14 protein-coding genes are annotated in these 19,223 nt (G+C 70.2%); 4 read left to right on the top strand and 10 right to left on the bottom strand.

Translation table 11 applies throughout. The annotated features are described in order from the left end of the window. Position 1 precedes the first annotated feature (1 nt). The 5 genes from ACIA8X_RS12660 to ACIA8X_RS12640 all read right to left on the bottom strand — a co-directional run bounded on the left by ACIA8X_RS12660 (position 2) and on the right by ACIA8X_RS12640 (position 8,797). A complete protein-coding gene (locus tag ACIA8X_RS12660; protein WP_399458278.1) occupies positions 2-2,419 on the bottom strand; it encodes a galactose oxidase-like domain-containing protein in 2,418 nt (805 codons plus the stop codon). After that, on the bottom strand, positions 2,416-3,630 hold the full coding sequence (locus ACIA8X_RS12655; protein WP_393448284.1) for a glycosyltransferase: 1,215 nt from the start codon (positions 3,628-3,630) through the stop codon (positions 2,416-2,418). The genes ACIA8X_RS12660 and ACIA8X_RS12655 overlap by 4 nt, the downstream gene beginning before the upstream one ends. Continuing rightward, entirely contained in the window at positions 3,627-5,276 is a 1,650-nt protein-coding gene (locus ACIA8X_RS12650) for an ArnT family glycosyltransferase (protein WP_399458277.1), read from the bottom strand. Before ACIA8X_RS12650 ends, ACIA8X_RS12655 begins: the two co-directional genes overlap by 4 nt. Beyond that, entirely contained in the window at positions 5,273-6,550 is a 1,278-nt protein-coding gene (locus ACIA8X_RS12645) for a glycosyltransferase (protein WP_393448288.1), read from the bottom strand. The genes ACIA8X_RS12650 and ACIA8X_RS12645 overlap by 4 nt, the downstream gene beginning before the upstream one ends. A gap of 213 nt (positions 6,551-6,763) precedes the next feature. Further along, positions 6,764-8,797 carry a thioredoxin domain-containing protein gene (locus tag ACIA8X_RS12640; RefSeq protein WP_393448290.1) on the bottom strand — a complete coding sequence of 678 codons (2,034 nt, stop codon included), beginning with the start codon at positions 8,795-8,797 and terminating at the stop codon, positions 6,764-6,766. Between the two features lie 332 nt (positions 8,798-9,129). On the opposite strand from ACIA8X_RS12640, the gene ACIA8X_RS12635 reads away from it, so the two are divergent. Then, positions 9,130-12,330 carry a tetratricopeptide repeat protein gene (locus ACIA8X_RS12635; RefSeq protein WP_393448293.1) on the top strand — a complete coding sequence of 1,067 codons (3,201 nt, stop codon included), beginning with the start codon at positions 9,130-9,132 and terminating at the stop codon, positions 12,328-12,330. Between the two features lie 76 nt (positions 12,331-12,406). On the opposite strand, the gene ACIA8X_RS12630 is transcribed toward ACIA8X_RS12635, so the two are convergent. Both ACIA8X_RS12630 and mca read right to left on the bottom strand, forming a co-directional pair. Next, positions 12,407-12,667: a hypothetical protein gene (locus ACIA8X_RS12630; RefSeq protein ID WP_393448295.1), complete on the bottom strand. Its 261-nt coding sequence runs from the start codon at positions 12,665-12,667 to the stop codon at positions 12,407-12,409. After that, positions 12,660-13,520 (bottom strand): mycothiol conjugate amidase Mca, encoded by an 861-nt coding sequence (gene mca, locus ACIA8X_RS12625; RefSeq protein ID WP_393448971.1) that lies wholly within the window; start codon positions 13,518-13,520, stop codon positions 12,660-12,662. The genes ACIA8X_RS12630 and mca overlap by 8 nt, the downstream gene beginning before the upstream one ends. 168 nt (positions 13,521-13,688) lie before the next feature. On the opposite strand from mca, the gene ACIA8X_RS12620 reads away from it, so the two are divergent. Both ACIA8X_RS12620 and greA read left to right on the top strand, forming a co-directional pair. After that, entirely contained in the window at positions 13,689-14,087 is a 399-nt protein-coding gene (locus ACIA8X_RS12620) for a DUF4307 domain-containing protein (RefSeq protein WP_393448297.1), read from the top strand. A gap of 211 nt (positions 14,088-14,298) precedes the next feature. Beyond that, complete coding sequence (gene greA, locus ACIA8X_RS12615; RefSeq protein ID WP_093905007.1) at positions 14,299-14,799, top strand: transcription elongation factor GreA; 501 nt, start codon at positions 14,299-14,301, stop codon at positions 14,797-14,799. Positions 14,800-14,879: 80 nt separating this feature from the next. On the opposite strand, the gene ACIA8X_RS12610 is transcribed toward greA, so the two are convergent. From ACIA8X_RS12610 to ilvA, 3 genes are all read right to left on the bottom strand, one after another. Further along, positions 14,880-15,734, bottom strand: coding sequence for an ABC transporter permease (locus ACIA8X_RS12610; RefSeq protein WP_393448299.1), 855 nt, complete (start codon positions 15,732-15,734; stop codon positions 14,880-14,882). Further along, complete coding sequence (locus ACIA8X_RS12605; RefSeq protein ID WP_393448301.1) at positions 15,731-16,708, bottom strand: ATP-binding cassette domain-containing protein; 978 nt, start codon at positions 16,706-16,708, stop codon at positions 15,731-15,733. The genes ACIA8X_RS12610 and ACIA8X_RS12605 overlap by 4 nt, the downstream gene beginning before the upstream one ends. A gap of 193 nt (positions 16,709-16,901) precedes the next feature. Beyond that, on the bottom strand, positions 16,902-18,131 hold the full coding sequence (gene ilvA / locus ACIA8X_RS12600) for a threonine ammonia-lyase (protein WP_393448303.1): 1,230 nt from the start codon (positions 18,129-18,131) through the stop codon (positions 16,902-16,904). A 163-nt stretch (positions 18,132-18,294) separates the two neighbouring features. On the opposite strand from ilvA, the gene ACIA8X_RS12595 reads away from it, so the two are divergent. Further along, positions 18,295-18,801: a MarR family winged helix-turn-helix transcriptional regulator gene (locus ACIA8X_RS12595; RefSeq protein WP_393448974.1), complete on the top strand. Its 507-nt coding sequence runs from the start codon at positions 18,295-18,297 to the stop codon at positions 18,799-18,801. Positions 18,802-19,223: the final 422 nt, after the last annotated feature.

The raw sequence follows: 19,223 nt of genomic DNA, 5'->3' as shown, positions 1-19,223 counted from the left end.
ACTAGCGCTTGCTCACATCACCCTTCCCGCAGGCGATTCCGTCCTTGTTCCGGTCCAGCCTCAGCGGGTCGTCCTTGCCGTTGACCTTCAGGCGGCCGTAGTCGTTCTTCTTCAGCCAGTCGCAGCGGGACTTCGTCGTCGCCTTCACGGTCGGCGGGAAGTCGGTCGGGACGCAGACGTTGGCGGAGCCGTAGTGGCGGTCGCAGCCGGAGACGGTCGGGCTGACCTTCTGCGAGGTGCGCTTCTTGCCGGGGCCCGTGACCTTGCCCTTGAGGCTGTCGGCGAAGTCGTGGACGTGGGCCGAGGAGTCGGTGGCACCGAGGGCCTGCGGGCCCTGGAGGTGCACCCACTTGGCGACCGACGGGACGCCGTTCGCGTCGACCGCGAAGAGCATGTACCAGCCGGGCGGGGCCAGGTTGGGGTTGCTCGTCACGTTCAGGTCGACGTTGTTGCCGTCCACCGACAGCGGCAGATCCACGAAGCGCTGGTTCGGGTCCGAGGAGTGCGTGACGGCTGCCGGGCGGATCAGCTCGGCCTTGGCGATGGGCCGGTCGACGGTGATCCGCTGGGTGTCGCCGTACGTCCACTCGGTGTCGATGAGCGAAGTGATCGTCGGGCGCTCGCCCTTGAGGAGGTAGGGCGGGGTGTAGACCGACACGTCGTGGTTCCAGGTGCCGTTGCCCGGGTTGTCGCCGGTGGTCATCACACGGCCGTCGGGCAGCAGGAACGCGGAGGAGTGGTAGCCGCGCTCCTCCTGGTCCGGTGCCACCGGGTCGAAGGTGTTGGTCGCCGGGTCGTACAGCGACGTCTCGTACACCGGGTTGGCCCGGTTGTGCAGTGCGCCGCCCGTCTCCAGGACCTTGCCGTCGGGCAGCAGCACGACGGAGGGGTACATCTTGCCCTGGCCGCCGGTCTGCGGGACCTTGCCGGCGCCGAGGTCGACCTGGCCCTGCGGGATCGGGGGCCCGGCGACGTAGGACGGGTTGGGCTGCTTGAGGTCGATGACGTCGGTGAGGCGGTTCGCGTCCGGGTTGGAGTCGATGTTGCCGCCGCCGATGGTGAGGACCTTCTGGTCCTGGGCCGGGGGCAGCAGCACGCTCGCGGACTGGTCGCGCTCGTCCTTGTTCTGCAGGCCCGGGACCTGGGTGATCGTGTTGGCGTCGTAGTCGTAGATCGCCGATCCGGTGCCCGGGATGTTGTTGCCGAAGACATGGCTGCCGGAGTAGAAGAGGCGGCCGTCCTGCATGAGGATCATCGACGGATACAGGCCCCAGTAGGACCAGGTCTGGTTGACCTTCCAGAGTTCGAGCCACTTCTGCTCGGCGTCCGACCACAGCTCGGCGGCGACCGAGCCGGTGGAGTCCTCCTTCAGCCCGCCGAAGGAGATCACGTCACCGTTGCCGAGGATCGTGGCCGACGGGTACCAGTGGCCGTCGTTCATGTCGTTCGTCTTGCTGTAGGTCTCGGTGACCGGGTCGAAGATGTACGAGTCCTTGTAGCCCTGGTAGCCGATGGTGCCGTCGGCCGACGGATAGCCCTTGTTGCCGCTCATCACGAGCACCCGGCCGTCGTCGAGCTGGACGTGGCCCGAGCAGAACATGTCCTTGGGCGTCGGGATCTGCTTGTACGTGCCGTTCTGCGGGTCGTAGACCGCGCTGGTGAACGTGCCCGCCGCGAACTTCTCCGGGTCGTTGCCGGAGCCCGCGATCAGCAGCACCTTGCCGTTGTGGAGGACGACGGAGTGCATGGAGCGCACGGGGTTCTTGGTCGGCAGGACGTCCCAGCGGCCGTTCGCGCACTCCTCGGCCGTCCCCGTGCACACCGGGTCCGGGACCGGGTCGGCGACCTGGTCCATCGTGTAGTCGTCGGTGGTGACGGAGCCGGTGCCGTAGACGGAGACGCCCCAGGCGATCCGGTCCGTACCGGCGGGCACCTCGGGGGTGCGGACCGTGGCCTCGGTCCAACTGCCCGCCATCTCCAGCGTCTTGAGGTCGGTCCAGTACTGCCAGCCCGCCGTGGGGTCGTGCCGGAAGAGGGTGACCGAGGTGTCGGGGGTGGTCGACTTGTACCAGAGCCCCAGGTCGTACTGCTTGCCCGGCGTGACGACGGGCGCGCAGTCGGCGGACTCGGTGATCAGCGCCTTGCGGTCGCCGTCGACGCGGCGGGTCAGCGACACCTTCATCGCCTTGGAGCCGCTGTGGGCGTCGGCCACCGTCTCGAAGGTGAAGTCGTTGTCGCCCCAGCCGGACTTCTTCCAGCAGTAGGGCATGTCGTCGGTGCCGGCGGTCTCGAAGCCGGGGTTCTTGATGAGGTTGGCGGCGGAGGCGGACTGGGGCGAGGTGAGGAGAAGGCCTCCGGTGAGGCCGATGACGGCCAACAGGGCCGTTCTCCGTCCGGAACGCAAGCGGCTGGGTCTCATGCAGTACTCCTTGCGGTGCGGCTCCCGCGCCCGGCTTCCTTCCGGCCCTTCCGGTCCCGGCGCGGCAGATAGACCAGCGCTTCGGTACCGACGAAGCGCAGGACGAAGGTGACGACCAGGGCCAGTGCGGTTGCGGGCAGCACGGCCAGCCCGAACTGCCCGACGAGCAGCGCGATCAGCGGGATGCGCAGCACCAGGTCGGCGTTGGCGAGCAGCGCGAACCGTACGGTGCGGTCGGCCCAGTGGCGGTGCTGCCGCCGGTCGCGGAACAGCAGCTTCTCGATGAGCAGGAAGTTCCAGGCCACGCCGAACTGGTTGGCGACTATCTCCGCCGGGAGGTAGTGCAGCCCCGCCTGCGTCAGCGCCCACAGCGCGGCCAGATTCGGCACGAAGCCCGTCAGCCCGATCAGCCCGAACACCACCATGCGGGCCAGCGGGTCCGCCGTACGCAGCCCGGCGAGGTGCCGCAGGAAGCGGCGCCCCTCCGCCGCCGTCGACTTGGACTCCCCCGCGAACCGCTCCTGGAACACGAACGGCACCTCGGTGACCGTGCGCGGACGGCTCCGTACGGCCAGCTCCAGCAGGATCTTGTAGCCGAGCGGCTTGAGCGCCTCGGCCGCGATGTCGCTGCGGCGGATGGCGAAGAAGCCGCTCATCGGGTCGCTGATGCCGTGCAGCCGGCGCGGGAAGAGGGACTTGGTCAGCCAGGTCGCGGCCCGCGACACGGCCACCCGGTAGCTGCCCGCGAGCCCGGCCCGGCTGCCGCCCTTGACGTACCGGGAGGCGACGACGAGCCCGGCGTTCGCCCGCTCGCCGGTGGCGACCAGGTCCGGCACCAGGGACGGCGGATGCTGGCAGTCGCCGTCCATGACGACGATCCAGTCCGAGCCGGCCGCCTTCATCCCCTCGACGACCGCGCCGCCGAGCCCGCCGACGGGATCGTCGCGGTGGATGACGGTGACGGGGAACGGGCAGTCCTGCGCGGCCTCCTTGATGACCTGCGGGGTGTCGTCGGTGGAGTCGTCCACGAAGACGACCTCGCAGGGCAGCCGGGCCGGCACCGACTCGGTGATCATGTGCAGCAACTGCCGTACGTTCGCCGACTCGTTGAAGGTCGGTACGACGATGGTGACGGCGCCCGGCTCGGGCACCTCCACGGCCTGCGTCGACGGATCGCCCAGCTCTTCGGGGGCGGTGTACTCCTGGCTCATCGAACCCCTCCGGAGGCTGTCTGGATCTGGCGGATCTCGACGCGGTCCTCGCCGCTGCCGAAGACCGCGACGGGCGTGGAGTGCTCGATGGCCGCCTTGACGTTGGGCAGGTCGACCGCGTCGCGCCGCACCGTCGGGGAGGCGACGACGTAGTCGAGGTCCTTCCAGCCGCGCGGCATCGTCTTCGTCACGGCCGGGTCGAGGTCGGCCTTGTAGAACCAGATGACGCCGAGCCCCGGCTTGTACCCGGCGTGCACCAGGTCCAGCCACAGCGCGTCGTCGACGAGGACGCGGGTGTCCTTCGGGTCCTCCACCTCGGTGGACAGCCACTTCGAGGCGGCCTGGTAGGGCGCGTTGGCGTCGGCGGTGACGGCGGTGCGGTCGCCGTCGTACCAGCGGGGTACGACATAGGCGCCGGCGGAGATCGCGAGGACGGCCGCGAGGGCGTACCGTCCGCCGGTGGCGTAGCGGTGCTCGGCGTCGGACCGCCACCGCCGCAGCACGGCGTGGGCGACGGAGGCCGTTCCGCCGGCGAGGACCAGGGCGAGGAACGGCAGGGCCTGGATGACGTACATGGCGGGCAGGTAGCCGCTGGGGCGCATGGCCACCAGGGCGAGGATCGCCACCGCGACCGAGGGTCCGGCGAAGGCGCGGGCGGTGACCGACCAGCGCCAGGTGACCAGGAGCAGCAGGGCGCCCGCGAGGCCGCCGACGATGAGGACGCGGTCGTAGTAGAGCCACGACTGGAGCACGCCGTGCGAGCCGGAGCCCTGGTCGAGGATGAAGCCCGAACCGGGCCTGGTCATCTGGTACTTGATGCCGTCCCACAGCGAGACGTGCCCGCCGCCCGGCAGCAACTCGCCCTTCAGCAGGGCGAACAGGGGGTACGACAGGCCGATCAGCGCGCACGCCGTGATGGCGCCGGTCAGGGCGAACTTGCGGGTGTCGCGGTGGCCGTGCCGCCACATGGTGACGAGGACCGCGGGGAGGACGAAGAGCATCGTCTCCTTGGTCAGCACGGCCGTGGCGGCCGCCATCCCGGCGCCGAAGTGGTGCCAGAGGTGACGGCTCGGCGAGGCGGCGAGGGCGAAGGCGAGCAGCGTCCACATCACCGCGAGGTTGTCGAGGAAGATCTCCCGCTGGAGGACGACCGACAGCGGGGACAGCCCGAACAGGGCCATGCCGAGCCCGGCCGCCCAGCGCGGCAGGGACAGCCGCCGGCCGAGGACGTAGACCAGGACCGCGCTGACCGCGCTGATGACGAGCATCGCGGCGCGCATGGAGCCGACGGTCATCGACTCGGGGCTGAGCGCGGCCGGTATCCAGGTCAGCAGGGCTATCTGGATCCAGCCGAGCGGCGGGTGGTCGTACCAGTAGGTGTAGTGGGCGAGGCCCCGACCCTCCTGGACGGCCCAGGCCTGGGCGAGGTAGGTGCCCTCGTCGTCGCTGAGGGTCGGGTAGTCGGCGATGTTCCAGCCCTGTACGACGAGGATCGCGACCAGGAGCGCACCGCACAGGAGCAGGTCGGGGCGGGAGGAGCGGAGACGGCTCGGCGGGTCCGTTCGGCCGGTCGAACGCGTTTCAGGGACAGGCTGTCTCTGCGCGGGGACCTTCGGAGGGGTCACCACGGGAAGGGTGGAGGTCACGCAGGGACGTCCTCTCGGAGGTCGCGGGTCACGTCGGTGGCGGTGAGATGCGCGCCGACGTGGCTGGTCAACTCCCAGTCGTTCTGGCCGCGCTGCTCACGCCATACGGCGCGGACGGCGGCCCCGGCGAGGAGCACCTGGTAGAAGGGGCCGCCCACGACGAGCTTCACGTAGTGCACGAAGCGCACCCGAAGCCCGTACTGCTTGCCGAAGTCGTGCAGTCCGACGACCTCGAAGACGAAGGTGACGAGCGCGGTGACGGCCGGCAGGAAGGTGATGAAGGCGACGGTCACGGACACGTCGAGGAACACCGCGATGGCGATGTTGAGCGGGATGATGAGCCCGGTGAAGGCCTGCATGAACGGCGTCATGAGCGTGTACCGGGCGAGCAACCGCTGCCCGAAGGTGGGCAGTTGCTTCCAGTCCTTCTTCCGGTAGACCTGAAGGAAGCCCTGGTTCCAGCGGGTGCGCTGCTTGAGCAGCGACATCAGGCTGCCGGGTGTCTCCTCCTTGGTCACCATGTCGGAGTCGTAGGCGACGACGACCTTCTTGCCGACGCTGGAGAGGCGGACACCCAGGTCGCAGTCCTCGGCGAGGCAGTTGGGATCCCAGCCGTCGGCCTCCCTGAGCACGTCCGTGCGGACGAAGACGGTGTTCCCGCCGAGCGGGATGAACCCCTTCTGCGCGTGCAGATGGAGTCGCGACCGGAACCAGAAGAAGTACTCCAGGCAGTTGCGCAGGCTGTACCAGCTGGAGTGGAAGTTGATGAGCTGGACCCCGCCCTGGACCACGTCCGCGCCCGTCGTGCGGAACGCGTGGTCGACATGGGCAAGCAGCTCCGGATGGACCTGGTCCTCGGCGTCGAAGACCCCGACGACATCGCCGCGGCAGTGCGGCAGCGCCGTGTTCATGGCCTTCGGCTTGTTCTTCTTGTCGTGGGTGTCGACGACGACGCGGACGCGCGGGTCGCGTGCCGCGGCCTTCTCGGCCACCTCCGTGGTCTCCGGGTCGTCGTGCCCGACGATGACGATGATCTCGAAGTCGGTGTGTGTGGACTCCAGCAGTCGCTGGATGGTGTGGTCCAGCACGGCTTGTTCGTGCCGGGCCGGCAACAGCAGCGAGAACGACACGTGCTCGCCGCCGTCCGGTCTGCTGAACCGGGTGGAGGCGAGCACTTCGGGCGTACGCCACGCGTGCATCTGCCACCACAAGGTGAAAGCCGCCATCCAGAACAAGGCCAGCGAGACGACGGCTATGAAGACAGACGTCAGCAACAGATCCCCCCAGATCCCCAATGCCCCCTGTCGCAACGGTGAGTTACAACCGTCGCGTCACTGTGGAGACATTAGGGGGGATCTGTGAAGTCCGCAGGCTGTTTCGATGAAGAGCGCGTTTCATCACAACGGGACCCGAGAATGAACAATTCGAACACAGGTTGCGTAAGTGTCCCGTTATGACTGCCGTTTCAGCTGCTCATCGACTGCTCATCAGCTGCTCAGAGTGGTGCGCAAGCGGTCCGGATCCGTGGTCGGGGCGTCGCACGTGAAGTTGCGGCAGACGTACGCGGCGGGTTCACCCTGCTGCAGCGGCCGGTCGGCGAGGAGCGGAAACTCGTCACTGTCCGGAGTGCCCACGGCCACGACCGCACCCGGGGCGGTGCCCAGGAGTGCCGTACGGTGCAGCGCCTTGGTGTCCTCGTCGGCCAGGGACGTGCCGACCACCGCGACCTCGCGCGGCCCGTCGAGGTTGGCCTCGGCGACGGCCAGACCCCAGCCGATGAAGCGGGGGACGCGCGGGCCGAGGGCCTTGACGACGCCCAACGCCCGCTCGGCGGCGGTGCGGTGGGGCTCGGCACCGGTCTGCGCGGCGTAGCTCAGCAGGGCGCCGGCCGCCGCGGTCCAGCCGGAGGGGGCGGCGTTGTCGGTGGGGTCCTGCGGGCGGCGGATCAGCTGCTCGGCGTCGGCCGCGGTGTCGTAGAGGGCGCCGGACTCCTCGTCCGTGAAGCGAGCGAGGACGTGGTCGAGCAGGAACCCGGCGAAGTCCAGCCAGACGCCCTCGCCGGTGACGGAGGCCAGCGCGAGGAAGCCCTCGGCGACATCGGCGTAGTCCTCCAGCACACCCGCGTTGGCGCCGACCTGGCCGTCCTTGCTGGTGCGGGAGAGGCGGGCGTGGTCGTCGAGGTGCAGTCGCACGAGGAGGTCGGCGGCGCCGAGGGCGGCGTCCACGAGGTCGGGGCGGTCGAAGTAGGCGCCGGTCTCGCCGAGGGCGGCGATGGCGAGGCCGTTCCAGGCGGCGACGATCTTGTCGTCGCGCCCGGGGGCGGGCCGCGTGTCACGCTGCCGGAGGAGCCGTTCGCGGATCGACGTGACCTTCTCGGCGTCGAACAGCCCGTCCTGCTGCGGAAGTTGCAGGACGGAGGAGCCGTGCTCGAAGGTGCCCTCTTCCGTCACGCCGAAGTAGCGGGCGGCGACCTCGGCGTCGTCGTCACCGAGCACCTCGCGCAGCTGCTGCGGGGTCCAGGCGTAGTACGCGCCCTCGACGTGCTTGCCGGTCCCGTCGTCGCTGTCGGCGTCGAGCGCGGAGGCGAACCCGCCCTCGTTGGTGCGCAGTTCGCGCACCATGAAGTCGGCGGTCTCCAGCGCGACCCGGCGGGCGAGCTCGGAGCCGGTGGCGCGCCAGAGGTGGGCGTAGGCGCGACACAGCAGGGCGTTGTCGTACAGCATCTTCTCGAAGTGCGGCACGATCCAGTCGCGGTCGACGGAGTAGCGCGCGAAGCCGCCGCCCAGCTGGTCGTAGATGCCGCCGCGGGCCATCCGCTCGCAGGTGTCCTGCGCCATCTCAAGGGCGCCCTCGGCGCCGGTCCGCGCATGGTGGCGCAGCAGGAACTCGATCACCATGGACGGCGGGAACTTGGGCGCCCCTCCGAACCCGCCGCGCTGCGGGTCGTACTCCCGGGTGAGCCCGAGCAGCGCCTGGGCCAGCTCCGGCTCGCCGGGTGCCTCGGGGCCGCCGTAGGAGATCTCCCGCCCGGCGAGGTCCCGCACGATCTTCCCCGCGACCTCGGCGACCTCGTCCCGCCGGTCGGCCCACGCGCTGCGCACACCCTCCAGCACCTGCCGGAAGGACGGCATGCCGGAGCGGGGGGCGGGCGGGAAGTAGGTGCCGAAGTAGAAGGGCTCGGCGTCCGGGGTGAGGAAGACGGTCATGGGCCAGCCGCCCTGGCCGGTGGCCGCCTGGACGGCCTCCATGTAGACGGCGTCCACGTCGGGGCGTTCCTCGCGGTCGACCTTGACGCTGACGAAGTGGGCGTTGAGGTAGTCGGCGGTTTCCTGGTCCTCGAAGGACTCGTGGGCCATGACGTGACACCAGTGGCAGCTTGAATAGCCGACGCTGAGCAGCACGGGCACGTTCCGTTTCCGCGCCTCCTCGAAGGCCTCGCCGGACCAGGGCCACCAGTCGACGGGGTTGTCGGCGTGCTGAAGGAGGTACGGGGACGTCTCGTGCGCCAGTCGGTTCGGCATAGGGTCCATCCTGCCGCAGTACCCGGGATGCGCCGGACAGCACATGGGCCGGTGCGCTGACGTTCCGTGCAGGTGCATGAATGTGCCGCGAGACGCATACTCGGACGCCTCCGCCGCCGGCACGGCCGCTCCGGCCGATGACAGCCCCTGCCCGGGTGTCCGACCAGCGGCGCGCTCGCCCGGGAACGCCGTCGCCGACCCCCGCCCCAGCGCCCCACCGCCACCCATCACACCCCCACCCGGCCCTCGCGATCACCCGGCCCTCTCCCCACAACGCCCCGTCCGCCGCACACTTGACCAAGAACGCCGTTGCCGCCGGAGGGGGACGTCACATGCGAGACAGCCATCGGACCGATGCCGAGCGGCTGTTGACTCGGGCCGTGGAGGAGGAGGTACGGCGCTCGGGCGGGCGAGTCGACGGGCAGGTGCTGCTGTCGCGGGCGCGCGGGGCGCTGGACTCCATGGCGCAGACGGCGGCCGAGGAGTACGAGGCGTACACCCGGGCCCTCGACGAGGCGGAGGCCGACCGGCTGACGTTCGGTCAGCGGTTCGCGCGGGAGGGCGGTGCGACGCCGCTGATGGTGGCGGGCGTCGCCGCGGTCGCGGCCGTCGTCTCCGACCTGGCCCTCGGCACCGGCCCGACCACCGCCGTCGGCGCGGGCGTCACCGTCGGCGTCGTCGGCGCGGCGGCCACGGTCGTGAAGGTGGCCGGCGCCCATCTGCCCGCCGCGCACCACCGCGCGGGCGCCGCCAGCCAGCCCGGCGGCCCGGAACAGCTGCGGCTGCAGTGGCTGACGGCACTGGAGGTACGGGGCATCCGCCCGTTCCTCGACCAGCAGCGGGTGCTGAGCGCGTCCACCGGCCCGAAGAAGACGGGGCCGCGGCTGAAGGGCGCGGACAAGAGCGCGGCGGCCCGTGGGCGCAGTGTGCTGGAGCAGTCGTTCGGGCAACTCCCGGAACCGGTGGGTCCGTTCGCGGGCCGCAGGCAGGAGATGGCCCGGATCCGGCAGTGGGTGCAGGCGGCACGCGCGAGTACGGAGACGAAGCCGACGGTCGTCGTGCTGCACGGGAAGCCCGGGAGCGGTCGTACGACCCTGGCGGTCCGCGCGGCCCACGATCTGAAGGACCAGTTCCGCGGCGCGTGCGTGGTGGACCTGCGCGGCGACACCGCCGAGGAGCCGCCGCTGTCGACGAGAGACGCGCTGCTGCATCTGCTGAACCGTTTGGGCGCGCCGCGCGAGCAGCTCCTGTTCCGGGAGCGCTCCTCGGCCGACCAGCAGGTCAAGCGGCTGAGCGAGCTCTACCACCAGCACCTCACCGGCCTGCCGGTCACGGTCGTACTGGACGACGCCTCGGACCCGGAGCAGGTCCGCACCCTCGTCCCCGAGCGCTCCGACAGCCTGGTCCTGGTCACCGCCCGCGAGCCCCTCGACCTGCCCGCGGACCTCGCCGCCTGGGTGCACGAGCTGCCGGTGCAGTCGCTGGACGCGGCGGGCGCCGAGGAGCTGCTGACGGCGGCGGCGCAGGACTCCTCGGGCCCCTACGACGCCGAATCCGCCGACAGCATCCGGCAGTTGTGCGGTGGGCTGCCGCTGGCGCTGCGCATCGCGGGCTCGGCGCTGGGGCCGCGCTCGCCGCGCACACTGGCGACGGACCTGGGTGCGTACGGCCCCGTGGAGCCGATCGAGCGGGTGCTGTGGCTGCGCTACACCGACCAGTCGGAGGCGGCGCGGCGGCTGCTGCGCAGGCTGGCTCTGGCGGGCCGGGCCTCACTGGGCGCCGCTGCGGCGGCATCGCTCCTGGCCACGGACGAGGCCGAGGCGACCCGCCATCTGGTGGCCCTGTCCCGGTCGGGCCTGATCGACCACGTCCGCGGCAGCCGCTACCGCCTGCACGACCTGGTCCGCGCCTTCGCCCACGCCCGCCTCCTCGACGAGGAGGAGCCGGCGGAGCGTACGGCGGCGCAGGAGCGGCTGGTGGTGAACTACGCGGAGCTGGCGGACTCGGTCCTTCGCCTGGTCGACGGCAACATGTCGACCCGCTCGGACCGCTTCAGCCCGCACGGCTTCACCTCGCTGGACGACGCGCTGCGCTGGCTGGACGACGAGTCGAGCTTCATCACTGCGGCCCTTCGGCACGCGGAGGACGTGAACCAGGCGGCGGTCCTGAACCTGCTGGGCGCCCTGTGCGACTACTGCCTCCTGCGGGGCGACCTCTACCGCCTCGGCGAGATCAACGAGCTGGCGCAGGCGGTGGACCAGGGCCTGCTGATCCGCTCGGTGCAGTGGCGCACCGGCATCGCAGCCCGTCACCTCGGCGAGCTGGACAAGGCCCGCACGACCCTGTCGTCCGTGGTCGACCTCTACATGGAGGCCCACCACGACGCGGGCGCGGCCCGCGCCCTGTGCTCCCTCGGCATCACGCTGCACCACCAGGGCAACCTCACCGAGGCGGCGGCGAAACTCCGCGAGGCCCTGGACCTGCAGTCGGCCCCCGCACTGGCGACGGACCGCGCCTGGACGATGCACGCGCTGGCGGCGGTGGAGCGGGACCGCGGCCGGATCTCCGAGTCGCTCACCCTGCTGGCCGACTCCCTGGCCCTGCACCGCGCCGGCGAGTCCCTCCACGGCGAGGCGTGGGCCCACTTCCAGCTGGGGCAACTGAGCCTGCGCAGGGGCGACGTACCGCGCGCGGAAGCGGATCTGCGCACCGCCTTGGACCTGTACGGCCGTACCCGCGACGCCCGGGGCGAGGCCTGGGCGATGACCCAGCTCGCCCGCGCCCGCCTGGTCGCCGGCGACCCGTCCGCGGCGGTGGACGGACTGCGCCAGGCGGCCTCCCGCCACCGCGACAACGAGGACGCGCGCGGCGAGGCCTGGTCCGTCTACTACCTGGGCCAGGCCCTGGAGGAGACGGGCAACCTGGACCTGGCGGTCCGCGAGCTGGAACGTTCCCGCACGATGTTCTCCCGTATGCGCGACGTGTACGGCCTCGCCTGCGCCCGGCACCACTCGGCCCGGGTCACCCGCGACCAACGGGCGGCGCAGACGGGCTCGTTGAAGAACTCCGGGTTCGCCCGCCAGCTGCTGATGGACGCCCGCGCCGACTTCCAGCGCATCGGCGTCGCCCACGGCGAGGCGTGGACGTGCCTGGAACTGGCGGTGGTGGACGCGGGGAACACCCGGACCCAGCAGGCGCTGACGCTGTGCGACGACGCGGTGGGCCTGTTCGCGTCGTACGGCGACCGCAGGGGCGAGGACTGGGCCCGCTTCCTGCGCTGCACGCTGCTGCCGTACGCGGCGCCTGGCGGTGTCGAGATCGGTACCGCCGTGGCGCAGGAGGAGCTGGCACAGCTGGGACGCGACGGGCATACGCTGCGGGACGGCAAGCTCAGCGACTACGTCGAGGCGTATCTGCTGTTGCTGGAACGGGGCGTGAACCTGGAGGCCGGGTGGCAGGCCTGGCGCTTGGGGATGGTGCCGAACCGGCATGCGCGGGAGGTCATGGGGGTGGCGGTGACGGCCCGGCAGTGAGCCGGGCGCCCAGCCGCCCACCGGCCGGACGTCCCGCGTCCGACCGGTGCCGAACCGGCCGGACGCTCGGTCGTGCTCAGCCCTGCTGCGGCTTGGCCTGGCCGGTCGCCTCCGCGCTCTCGCCGGAGACCGGTGCCTTGGGGTCCGGGGCCTCCTTGAAGTCGACCCTGTTCATATGGCGGTTCATGGACCTCATCAGGCCCCACACCGCCAGGGCCATCACCGCGAAGACGATGAAGCCGAGGACGCCAGGGGTGACCTTGTCCTCGTCCACCTCCTTGGCGAGGGTGACGAGCTGTGTCATTGCCAGGCTTGCGCTTGCGCTCATGTCAGGCATTGTCGCGGACGCCCGCGAAGAGGTCGTCCTCGGGGAGGGACGTATCGACGAGGGACTTCGCCAGCTCGTACTCCTCCGTGGGCCAGACCTCCTTCTGGAGCTCCAGCGGGACACGGAACCAGCCGCCGTCGGGGTCGATCTGGGTGGCGTGCGCGATCAGTGCCTTGTCGCGAATCTCATAGAAGTCGGCGCACGGGACATGGGTGGTGATCGTACGCTCGACGCGCTCGAACTCGTCCCAGCGCTTGAGCCAGTCCCCGTACGGCGACTCCATGCCGCGCTCCAGGAGCGCGTTGTGCAGGGCCTCGGTGCGGGGGCGGTTGAAGCCCTGGTTGTAGTAGAGCTTCAGCGGCTGGTACGCGGGGCCGAACTCCGACTCCGGGTACTTCTCGGTGTCCGCCGCGCCCTCGAAGGCCACCATCGAGATCTTGTGGGTCATGATGTGGTCGGGGTGCGGGTAACCGCCGTTCTCGTCGTAGGTGGTGATCACCTGGGGGCGGAACGAGCGGATCTGCTTCACCAGCTCTCCGGCCGCCTTGTCGACGTCCTCCAGAGCGAAGCAGCCCTCCGGCAACGGCGGCAGCGGGTCACCCTCGGGCAGACCGGAGTCGACGAAGCCGAGCCACTCCTGCTGCACGCCGAGGATCTCGCGCGCCTCGTCCATCTCCTTCTTGCGTACCTCGTGGATGTGCTCCTCGATGTACTTGTCGCCCTGGAGCTTCGGATTGAGGATGGAGCCGCGCTCCCCGCCCGTGCAGGTCACGACCAGCACGTCCACCCCCTCGGACACGTACTTCGCCATGGTGGCCGCGCCCTTGCTCGACTCGTCGTCGGGGTGGGCGTGGACGGCCATCAGTCGCAACTGGTCAGTCAAGACTCAATCCTCGTAAGTCGGCGCCCGGTGTGAACCGGTGCGTTCGGCGGCTTCTATAGTGACCGAATCGGGGGGCGGATAATTCCGGGGTACGGCCCGGAGGCCTCGTTTCGGGACATCCGTCCCGCCCCGCCCGGGAGGACGATCATGAGTACGGCGAGCACGCGGCTGCCCGAGGGCCGCTACGGCCGCTCCTCGGACGCGCGCTCCGACCGCACGCTCAAGGTCGTCGGCGCCGTCCTCGGCGTGGCACTGCTGGCGCTGGTCGGCTACTTCGGCTACCACTACGTCGGCCAGAACAAGATCAGCGCCGAGGTGATCGAGTTCGACGCGACGAAGGACGCGGTGAAGGTCCATCTGGAGGTCCGCAAGGACTCCGACGCCTCCGGCTACTGCACGCTGCGCTCCCAGGCGGAGAACGGCGCCGAGGTGGGCCGGGCCGACTTCCGCTTCGACGGCGACGCCTCACGCATCGACAAGGTCGTCACGCTCCGTACGACGTCCCAGGGGACGACGGCCGAACTGCTCGGCTGCCACGCGGACTGACCCCGCTGATCGAAGCCGACCGAGGCTGGTCGACACCGACCGCCCCTGTCCGGATTACGTAGGCGCTGACCTGCGTTGACGTGATTCTGATGGCTTATGTCCTCCCCCTTCGGCCATTGAATTGTTAGGCTCGTGGTTTCGCCCATCCGTGAAGGAACATCCTTCTGGGTAGGGCGATGCTTTGTATTCCCAGTACCTACGAGGAGCACCTGTGACCCAGACCAGCGAGAACGTCACCTGGCTGACCCAGGAGGCGTACAACCAGCTCAAGGCCGAGCTGGAGTACCTGTCTGGTCCTGCGCGCACGGAGATCGCCGCCAAGATCGCGGCCGCGCGCGAGGAGGGCGACCTGCGCGAGAACGGCGGGTACCACGCGGCCAAGGAGGAACAGGGCAAGCAGGAGCTCCGTGTGCGCCAGCTGACCCAACTCCTGGAGAACGCCCAGGTCGGCGAGGCGCCGGCCTCGGCCGACGGTGCGGTGGCGCCCGGCATGGTCGTGACGATCGCCTTCGACGGCGACGAGGACGACACCATGACCTTCCTGCTCGCCTCGCGCGAGTACGCGAGCGCCGACGTCGAGACCTACTCGCCGCAGTCACCGCTGGGCTCCGGCGTCATCGGCCACAAGGTCGGCGAGGACGCCGAGTACGAACTGCCGAACGGCAAGAAGGCCTCGGTGAAGATCCTGAAGGCCGAGCCCTACAGCGGCTGACCCGGAGCGTAGCGGCGGCTGACCCCGACCGACATGTCCTTGACCGGCCCCCGGCGCCCACGCGGCGCCGGGGGCTTTCGTCATGCCGTCGCCGAGCGGTACTTCCGTACCGCCAGGGTGCGGAATATGACGATGATCAGGAGCGAGTAGATCAGCGAGGCCCAGACCGGATGCTGCATGGGCCAGGCGTCCGAGGGTGAGACCCCCGGGTTGCCGAAGAGCTCGCGGCAGGCCTGGACCGTGGCGCTGAACGGGTTCCAGTCGGCGACGTGACGCAGCCACGGGGTCATGTGGCTGGTGTCCACGAACGCGTTCGAGATGAAGGTGACCGGGAAGAGCCAGATCAGTCCGCTGGACGTGGCCGCCTCGGGCGTCCGCACGGACATGCCGATCAGGGCGCCGATCCAGGTGAACGCGTACCCCAGCAGGAGCAGCAGCCCGAAGGCTCCCAGCACCCGAGCGGCGTTGGTGTCCCCGTCCGATCCGACGCGCCAGCCGACCAGCAGGGCCACCACCGCCAGGACGACCAGCGTCAGGGCGGTCTGGACGAGGTCGGCGAAGGTGCGCCCGGTGAGCACCGCGCCCCTGGCCATGGGCAGGGAGCGGAAGCGGTCGATAAGGCCCTTGTGCATGTCGTCGGCGATGCCCGCGCCGGAGCTGGCGGTGGCGAACGTGACGGTCTGCGCGAAGATGCCGGCCATCAGGAAGTTCTTGTAGTCCTCGGCGCTGGTGCTGGCGCCGATCTGCATCGATCCGCCGAAGACGTACGTGAACAGCACCACGAACATGATGGGCTGGATCAGCCCATAGATGATCATCTCGGGGATCCGGGACATCCGGATCAGGTTCCGTTTCGCGACGACCACGGAGTCCCGGACGGACTGGCTGACCGGGTTCGTCGACGGAGCGACGCGTACGGCGTCGAGAGCACTCACTTGACGGCCTCCTTGCCGTTCTCCTCGGACTTCGCCTCGGCCACGTGTCCCGTCAGGGACAGGAACACGTCGTCGAGGGTCGGGCGGCGCAGACCGATGTCGTCGATCTCGATACCGCGGGTGTCGAGCTCGCGGATGACCTCGGCGAGGAGCTTGGCGCCGCCTGTCACGGGCACGGTGAGCTTGCGCATGTGCTCCTCGACCGTCGTCTCACCCTTGCCGAAGCCGCGCAGCACCTCGGACGCGGGCTGGATGTCCTCGCGCTCGTGCACCACGAGCTCGACGCGCTCACCGCCGGTGCGGGCCTTGAGCTGGTCGGAGGTGCCCTTGGCGATGACGCGGCCCTGGTCGACCACCGCTATGTCGTGGGCCAGGTGGTCGGCCTCTTCGAGGTACTGGGTGGTCAGCAGCAGGGTCGTACCACCCGAGACCAGCCGCTTGATGACCTCCCACAGCATCTGGCGGTTGCGTGGGTCGAGGCCGGTCGTCGGCTCGTCCATGAACATCACGGGCGGCGAGACGACCAGGGCGGCCGCCAGGTCGAGGCGGCGGCGCATGCCGCCGGAGTAGGTCTTGGTGGGGCGGTCGGCGGCGTCGGCGAGGCCGAACTGTTCCAGCAGTTCGACCGCGCGGGCCTTCGCCGCCTTGGCCTTCATCTGGTAGAGCTGGCCGACCATCTGCAGGTTCTCTCGGCCGGTGAGGTACTCGTCGACCGCCGCGAACTGGCCGGACAGGCCGATGGAGCGGCGCACGGCGTCGGGATGCTTGAGGACGTCGATGCCCGCGACGACCGCCGAGCCGCTGTCGGGGCGCAGCAGCGTCGTCAGACAGCGGACGGTCGTCGTCTTGCCCGCGCCGTTCGGCCCGAGCAGTCCGAGGACCGTGCCCTCGGGGACGTCGAGGTCGACGCCGTCCAGAGCCCTTACGTCGCCGAAGGTCTTCACCAGGCCTTCGGCATAGATGGCGCCTGGCATATGAATCTCCACGTCGTCGGGAAGCGTTCGGAAAGCCTAGGTTTGCACTTTTCGTCTGCGCCGTGACTCAGCGCTGTGGCGGGGATACGAGACACACCATAACGCGATGTATCGCGTCTCTCAACGGGATTTGCTCGATTTACTCGAACGAGTGACCAAGGGTCTCCGACCTGCGCTTTCGCCGATTCGCGCCTCAGTCGATGACGGTGTAACCCGCCTCGCGCAGGGCCTGGCCGACCTCGACGCAGTGCACGGGGCCCTTCGTCTCCAGGTGCAGCTCGACCTCCGCCTCCGTGAGTCCGAGCCGTGGGTCGGTCCGTACGTGACTCACATCGAGGACGTTAGCGTCCACCACTGACAACACACCCAAAAGCGTGGCGAGCGCGCCCGGCCGGTCCGTCAGCCGCAGCCGTACGGCCAGGTAGCGGCCCTGCGCGGCCATGCCGTGCCGCAGGACGCGCTGGAGCAGCACCGGGTCGACGTTGCCGCCGGACAGCACCGCGACGACCGGGCCCTCGAAGGCGCCGGGGTCGCTCAGCAGCGCCGCGACGGGGCTCGCCCCGGCCGGTTCGACGACCAGCTTCGCCCGCTCCAGGCACAGCAGCAGAGCGGTGGCCAGTTCGTCCTCGGTGACCGTGCGGACCTCGTCCACCAGGTCGCCGACGATGCGGAACGGCACGTCACCGGGCCGGCCGACCCTGATGCCGTCGGCCATCGTCGCCGGGTTGTCGACCGCGACCGGGTGCCCGGCCGCCAGCGAGGGCGGGTACGCCGCCGCGCCCGCCGCCTGCACGCCCACGATCCGCACGTCCGGCCGCAGCACCTTCACCGCCGTCGCGATCCCCGCCGCGAGCCCTCCCCCGCCGATGCCGACGACGATCGTCCGCACCTCCGGGCACTGTTCGAGGATCTCCAGGCCGACCGTGCCCTGACCGGCGATGACGTCGGGGTGGTCGAAGGGGTGGATGAACACCGCACCCGTCTCGGCCGCGTACTCCTGCGCGGCGGCCAGCGTCTCGTCGACCACCTGGCCGTGCAGGCGCACATCGGCGCCGTAGTCCTTAGTTGCGCTGATCTTCGGCAGCGGGGCGCCCTTCGGCATGAACACCGTGGCGTGCACGCCGAGCAGCGACGATGCCAGGGCGACGCCCTGCGCGTGGTTGCCGGCGCTCGCGGCGACGACCCCCGCCGCCCGCTCCTCCGGGAGCAGCCCGGCGATCCGCACGTAGGCGCCGCGCAGCTTGAACGATCCCGTCCGCTGGAGGTTCTCGCACTTGAGGTGCACCGGCGCGCCCACCAACTGGGACAGGTGCCTGCTGCCCTCCATCGCCGTCACCCGCGCCACGCCCGTCAGCATCTTCTGGGCGCCGCGCACGTCGTCGAGCGTGACGGGCGGCAAGGAGTCAGCCGTGCTGTAGCTCATGACACAAGTCTCGCAGTTCACAGGCGCGAGGCCCTGGTGTGACCAAGCACCGAGATGGGTTTCGCCAGCGCTGGTACACCCCGCGTCCGGGCCGCGTACCCTGTCCCCCAACCCAGCACCCCCTTCATGAAGTGAGCCCCCGGCCATGCCCACAACACCTGAAATGTCGATGGACATGACGACCGTCGCTGACAGCGGTCTCCTCGACACGCTGCAGCACGAGGTGGCGGTGTTCGCCCGCCGTGCCGAACAGACCCGGCTCGGTGGGGTCGGGCAGGTGCGCAACTCCATGGACCGCGCCGCATATCTGCTGCTCAACCGCCTCGACAAGGAAGGCCCGATGGGCGTCAAGGCGCTCGCCGCGAGCATGGGGATCGACTCGTCGACGGTCACCCGGCAGGTGGCGCCGCTCGTCGACACGGGGCTCGTGAAGCGGACCTCGCATCCGGAGGACGGGCGGGCGGTGGTGCTTCAGCTGTCCCCGCGCGGGCAGTCCCGGCTGGAGGAAGTGCGGTCGTCGCGGCGTCAGTTGATGGCCGAGCTGACGCATGACTGGGCGCCGGAGGAGCGGGAGGCGTTCTGCGCGCTTCTCACTCGGTTCAACAGCGCGTTGTCGTCGCGGATGGCGGCGCAGGGTATTTCGGGGGCGGAGGGGCCTGCGGCGTCCTGAGTAGGGGGTTCTGCGGGGGCGGTTCGGCGTCGGCGCGTCGCAGGCCGCGAATGGGTCTCGCCCCCGCCGCCCCTACCCGTCCCGTCCTCCAGGGGCTCTGCCCCTTCGACCCCGGGCACCCCTTCTGGGGGCTGCCGCCCCCAGACCCCCGTATCGGCCCCGAAAGGGCCTCGTCCTCAAACGCCGGACGGGCTGAAAGGCCTGGGCCTGCGCCGAGACGTCGCCCTCGCTCCACCACAACGCCCCCAGCGGGTGGGTGGGGGATCGGGACGGTACGACCACCGCCTCGGACGCCGGGGCTGAAAGCCTGTACCCGCGCCGAGACATCGCCCTCGCTCCACCACAACGCCCCCAGCGGGTGGGTGGGGGATCGGGACGGTACGACCACCGCCTCGGACGCCGGGGCTGAAAGCCTGTACCCG

Origin of the sequence: Streptomyces sp. NPDC051738, assembly GCF_044453205.1 — a bacterium.
GTDB lineage: Bacteria > Actinomycetota > Actinomycetes > Streptomycetales > Streptomycetaceae > Streptomyces.
Note: the sequence above shows the minus strand (reverse complement) of the source record. Positions and strands in the feature narration are given on the sequence as shown.

What these genes read in the sequence shown, in the direction of transcription:
- ACIA8X_RS12660 (WP_399458278.1), bottom strand. Translation starts at nt 2,419, where the DNA reads ATGAGACCCAGCCGCTTGCGTTCCGGACGGAGAACGGCCCTGTTGGCC.
- ACIA8X_RS12655 (WP_393448284.1), bottom strand. Translation starts at nt 3,630, where the DNA reads ATGAGCCAGGAGTACACCGCCCCCGAAGAGCTGGGCGATCCGTCGACG.
- ACIA8X_RS12640 (WP_393448290.1), bottom strand. Translation starts at nt 8,797, where the DNA reads ATGCCGAACCGACTGGCGCACGAGACGTCCCCGTACCTCCTTCAGCAC.
- ACIA8X_RS12635 (WP_393448293.1), top strand. Translation starts at nt 9,130, where the DNA reads ATGCGAGACAGCCATCGGACCGATGCCGAGCGGCTGTTGACTCGGGCC.
- ACIA8X_RS12630 (WP_393448295.1), bottom strand. Translation starts at nt 12,667, where the DNA reads ATGCCTGACATGAGCGCAAGCGCAAGCCTGGCAATGACACAGCTCGTC.
- mca (WP_393448971.1), bottom strand. Translation starts at nt 13,520, where the DNA reads ATGGCCGTCCACGCCCACCCCGACGACGAGTCGAGCAAGGGCGCGGCC.
- ACIA8X_RS12620 (WP_393448297.1), top strand. Translation starts at nt 13,689, where the DNA reads ATGAGTACGGCGAGCACGCGGCTGCCCGAGGGCCGCTACGGCCGCTCC.
- ACIA8X_RS12605 (WP_393448301.1), bottom strand. Translation starts at nt 16,708, where the DNA reads ATGCCAGGCGCCATCTATGCCGAAGGCCTGGTGAAGACCTTCGGCGAC.
- ilvA (WP_393448303.1), bottom strand. Translation starts at nt 18,131, where the DNA reads ATGAGCTACAGCACGGCTGACTCCTTGCCGCCCGTCACGCTCGACGAC.
- ACIA8X_RS12595 (WP_393448974.1), top strand. Translation starts at nt 18,295, where the DNA reads ATGTCGATGGACATGACGACCGTCGCTGACAGCGGTCTCCTCGACACG.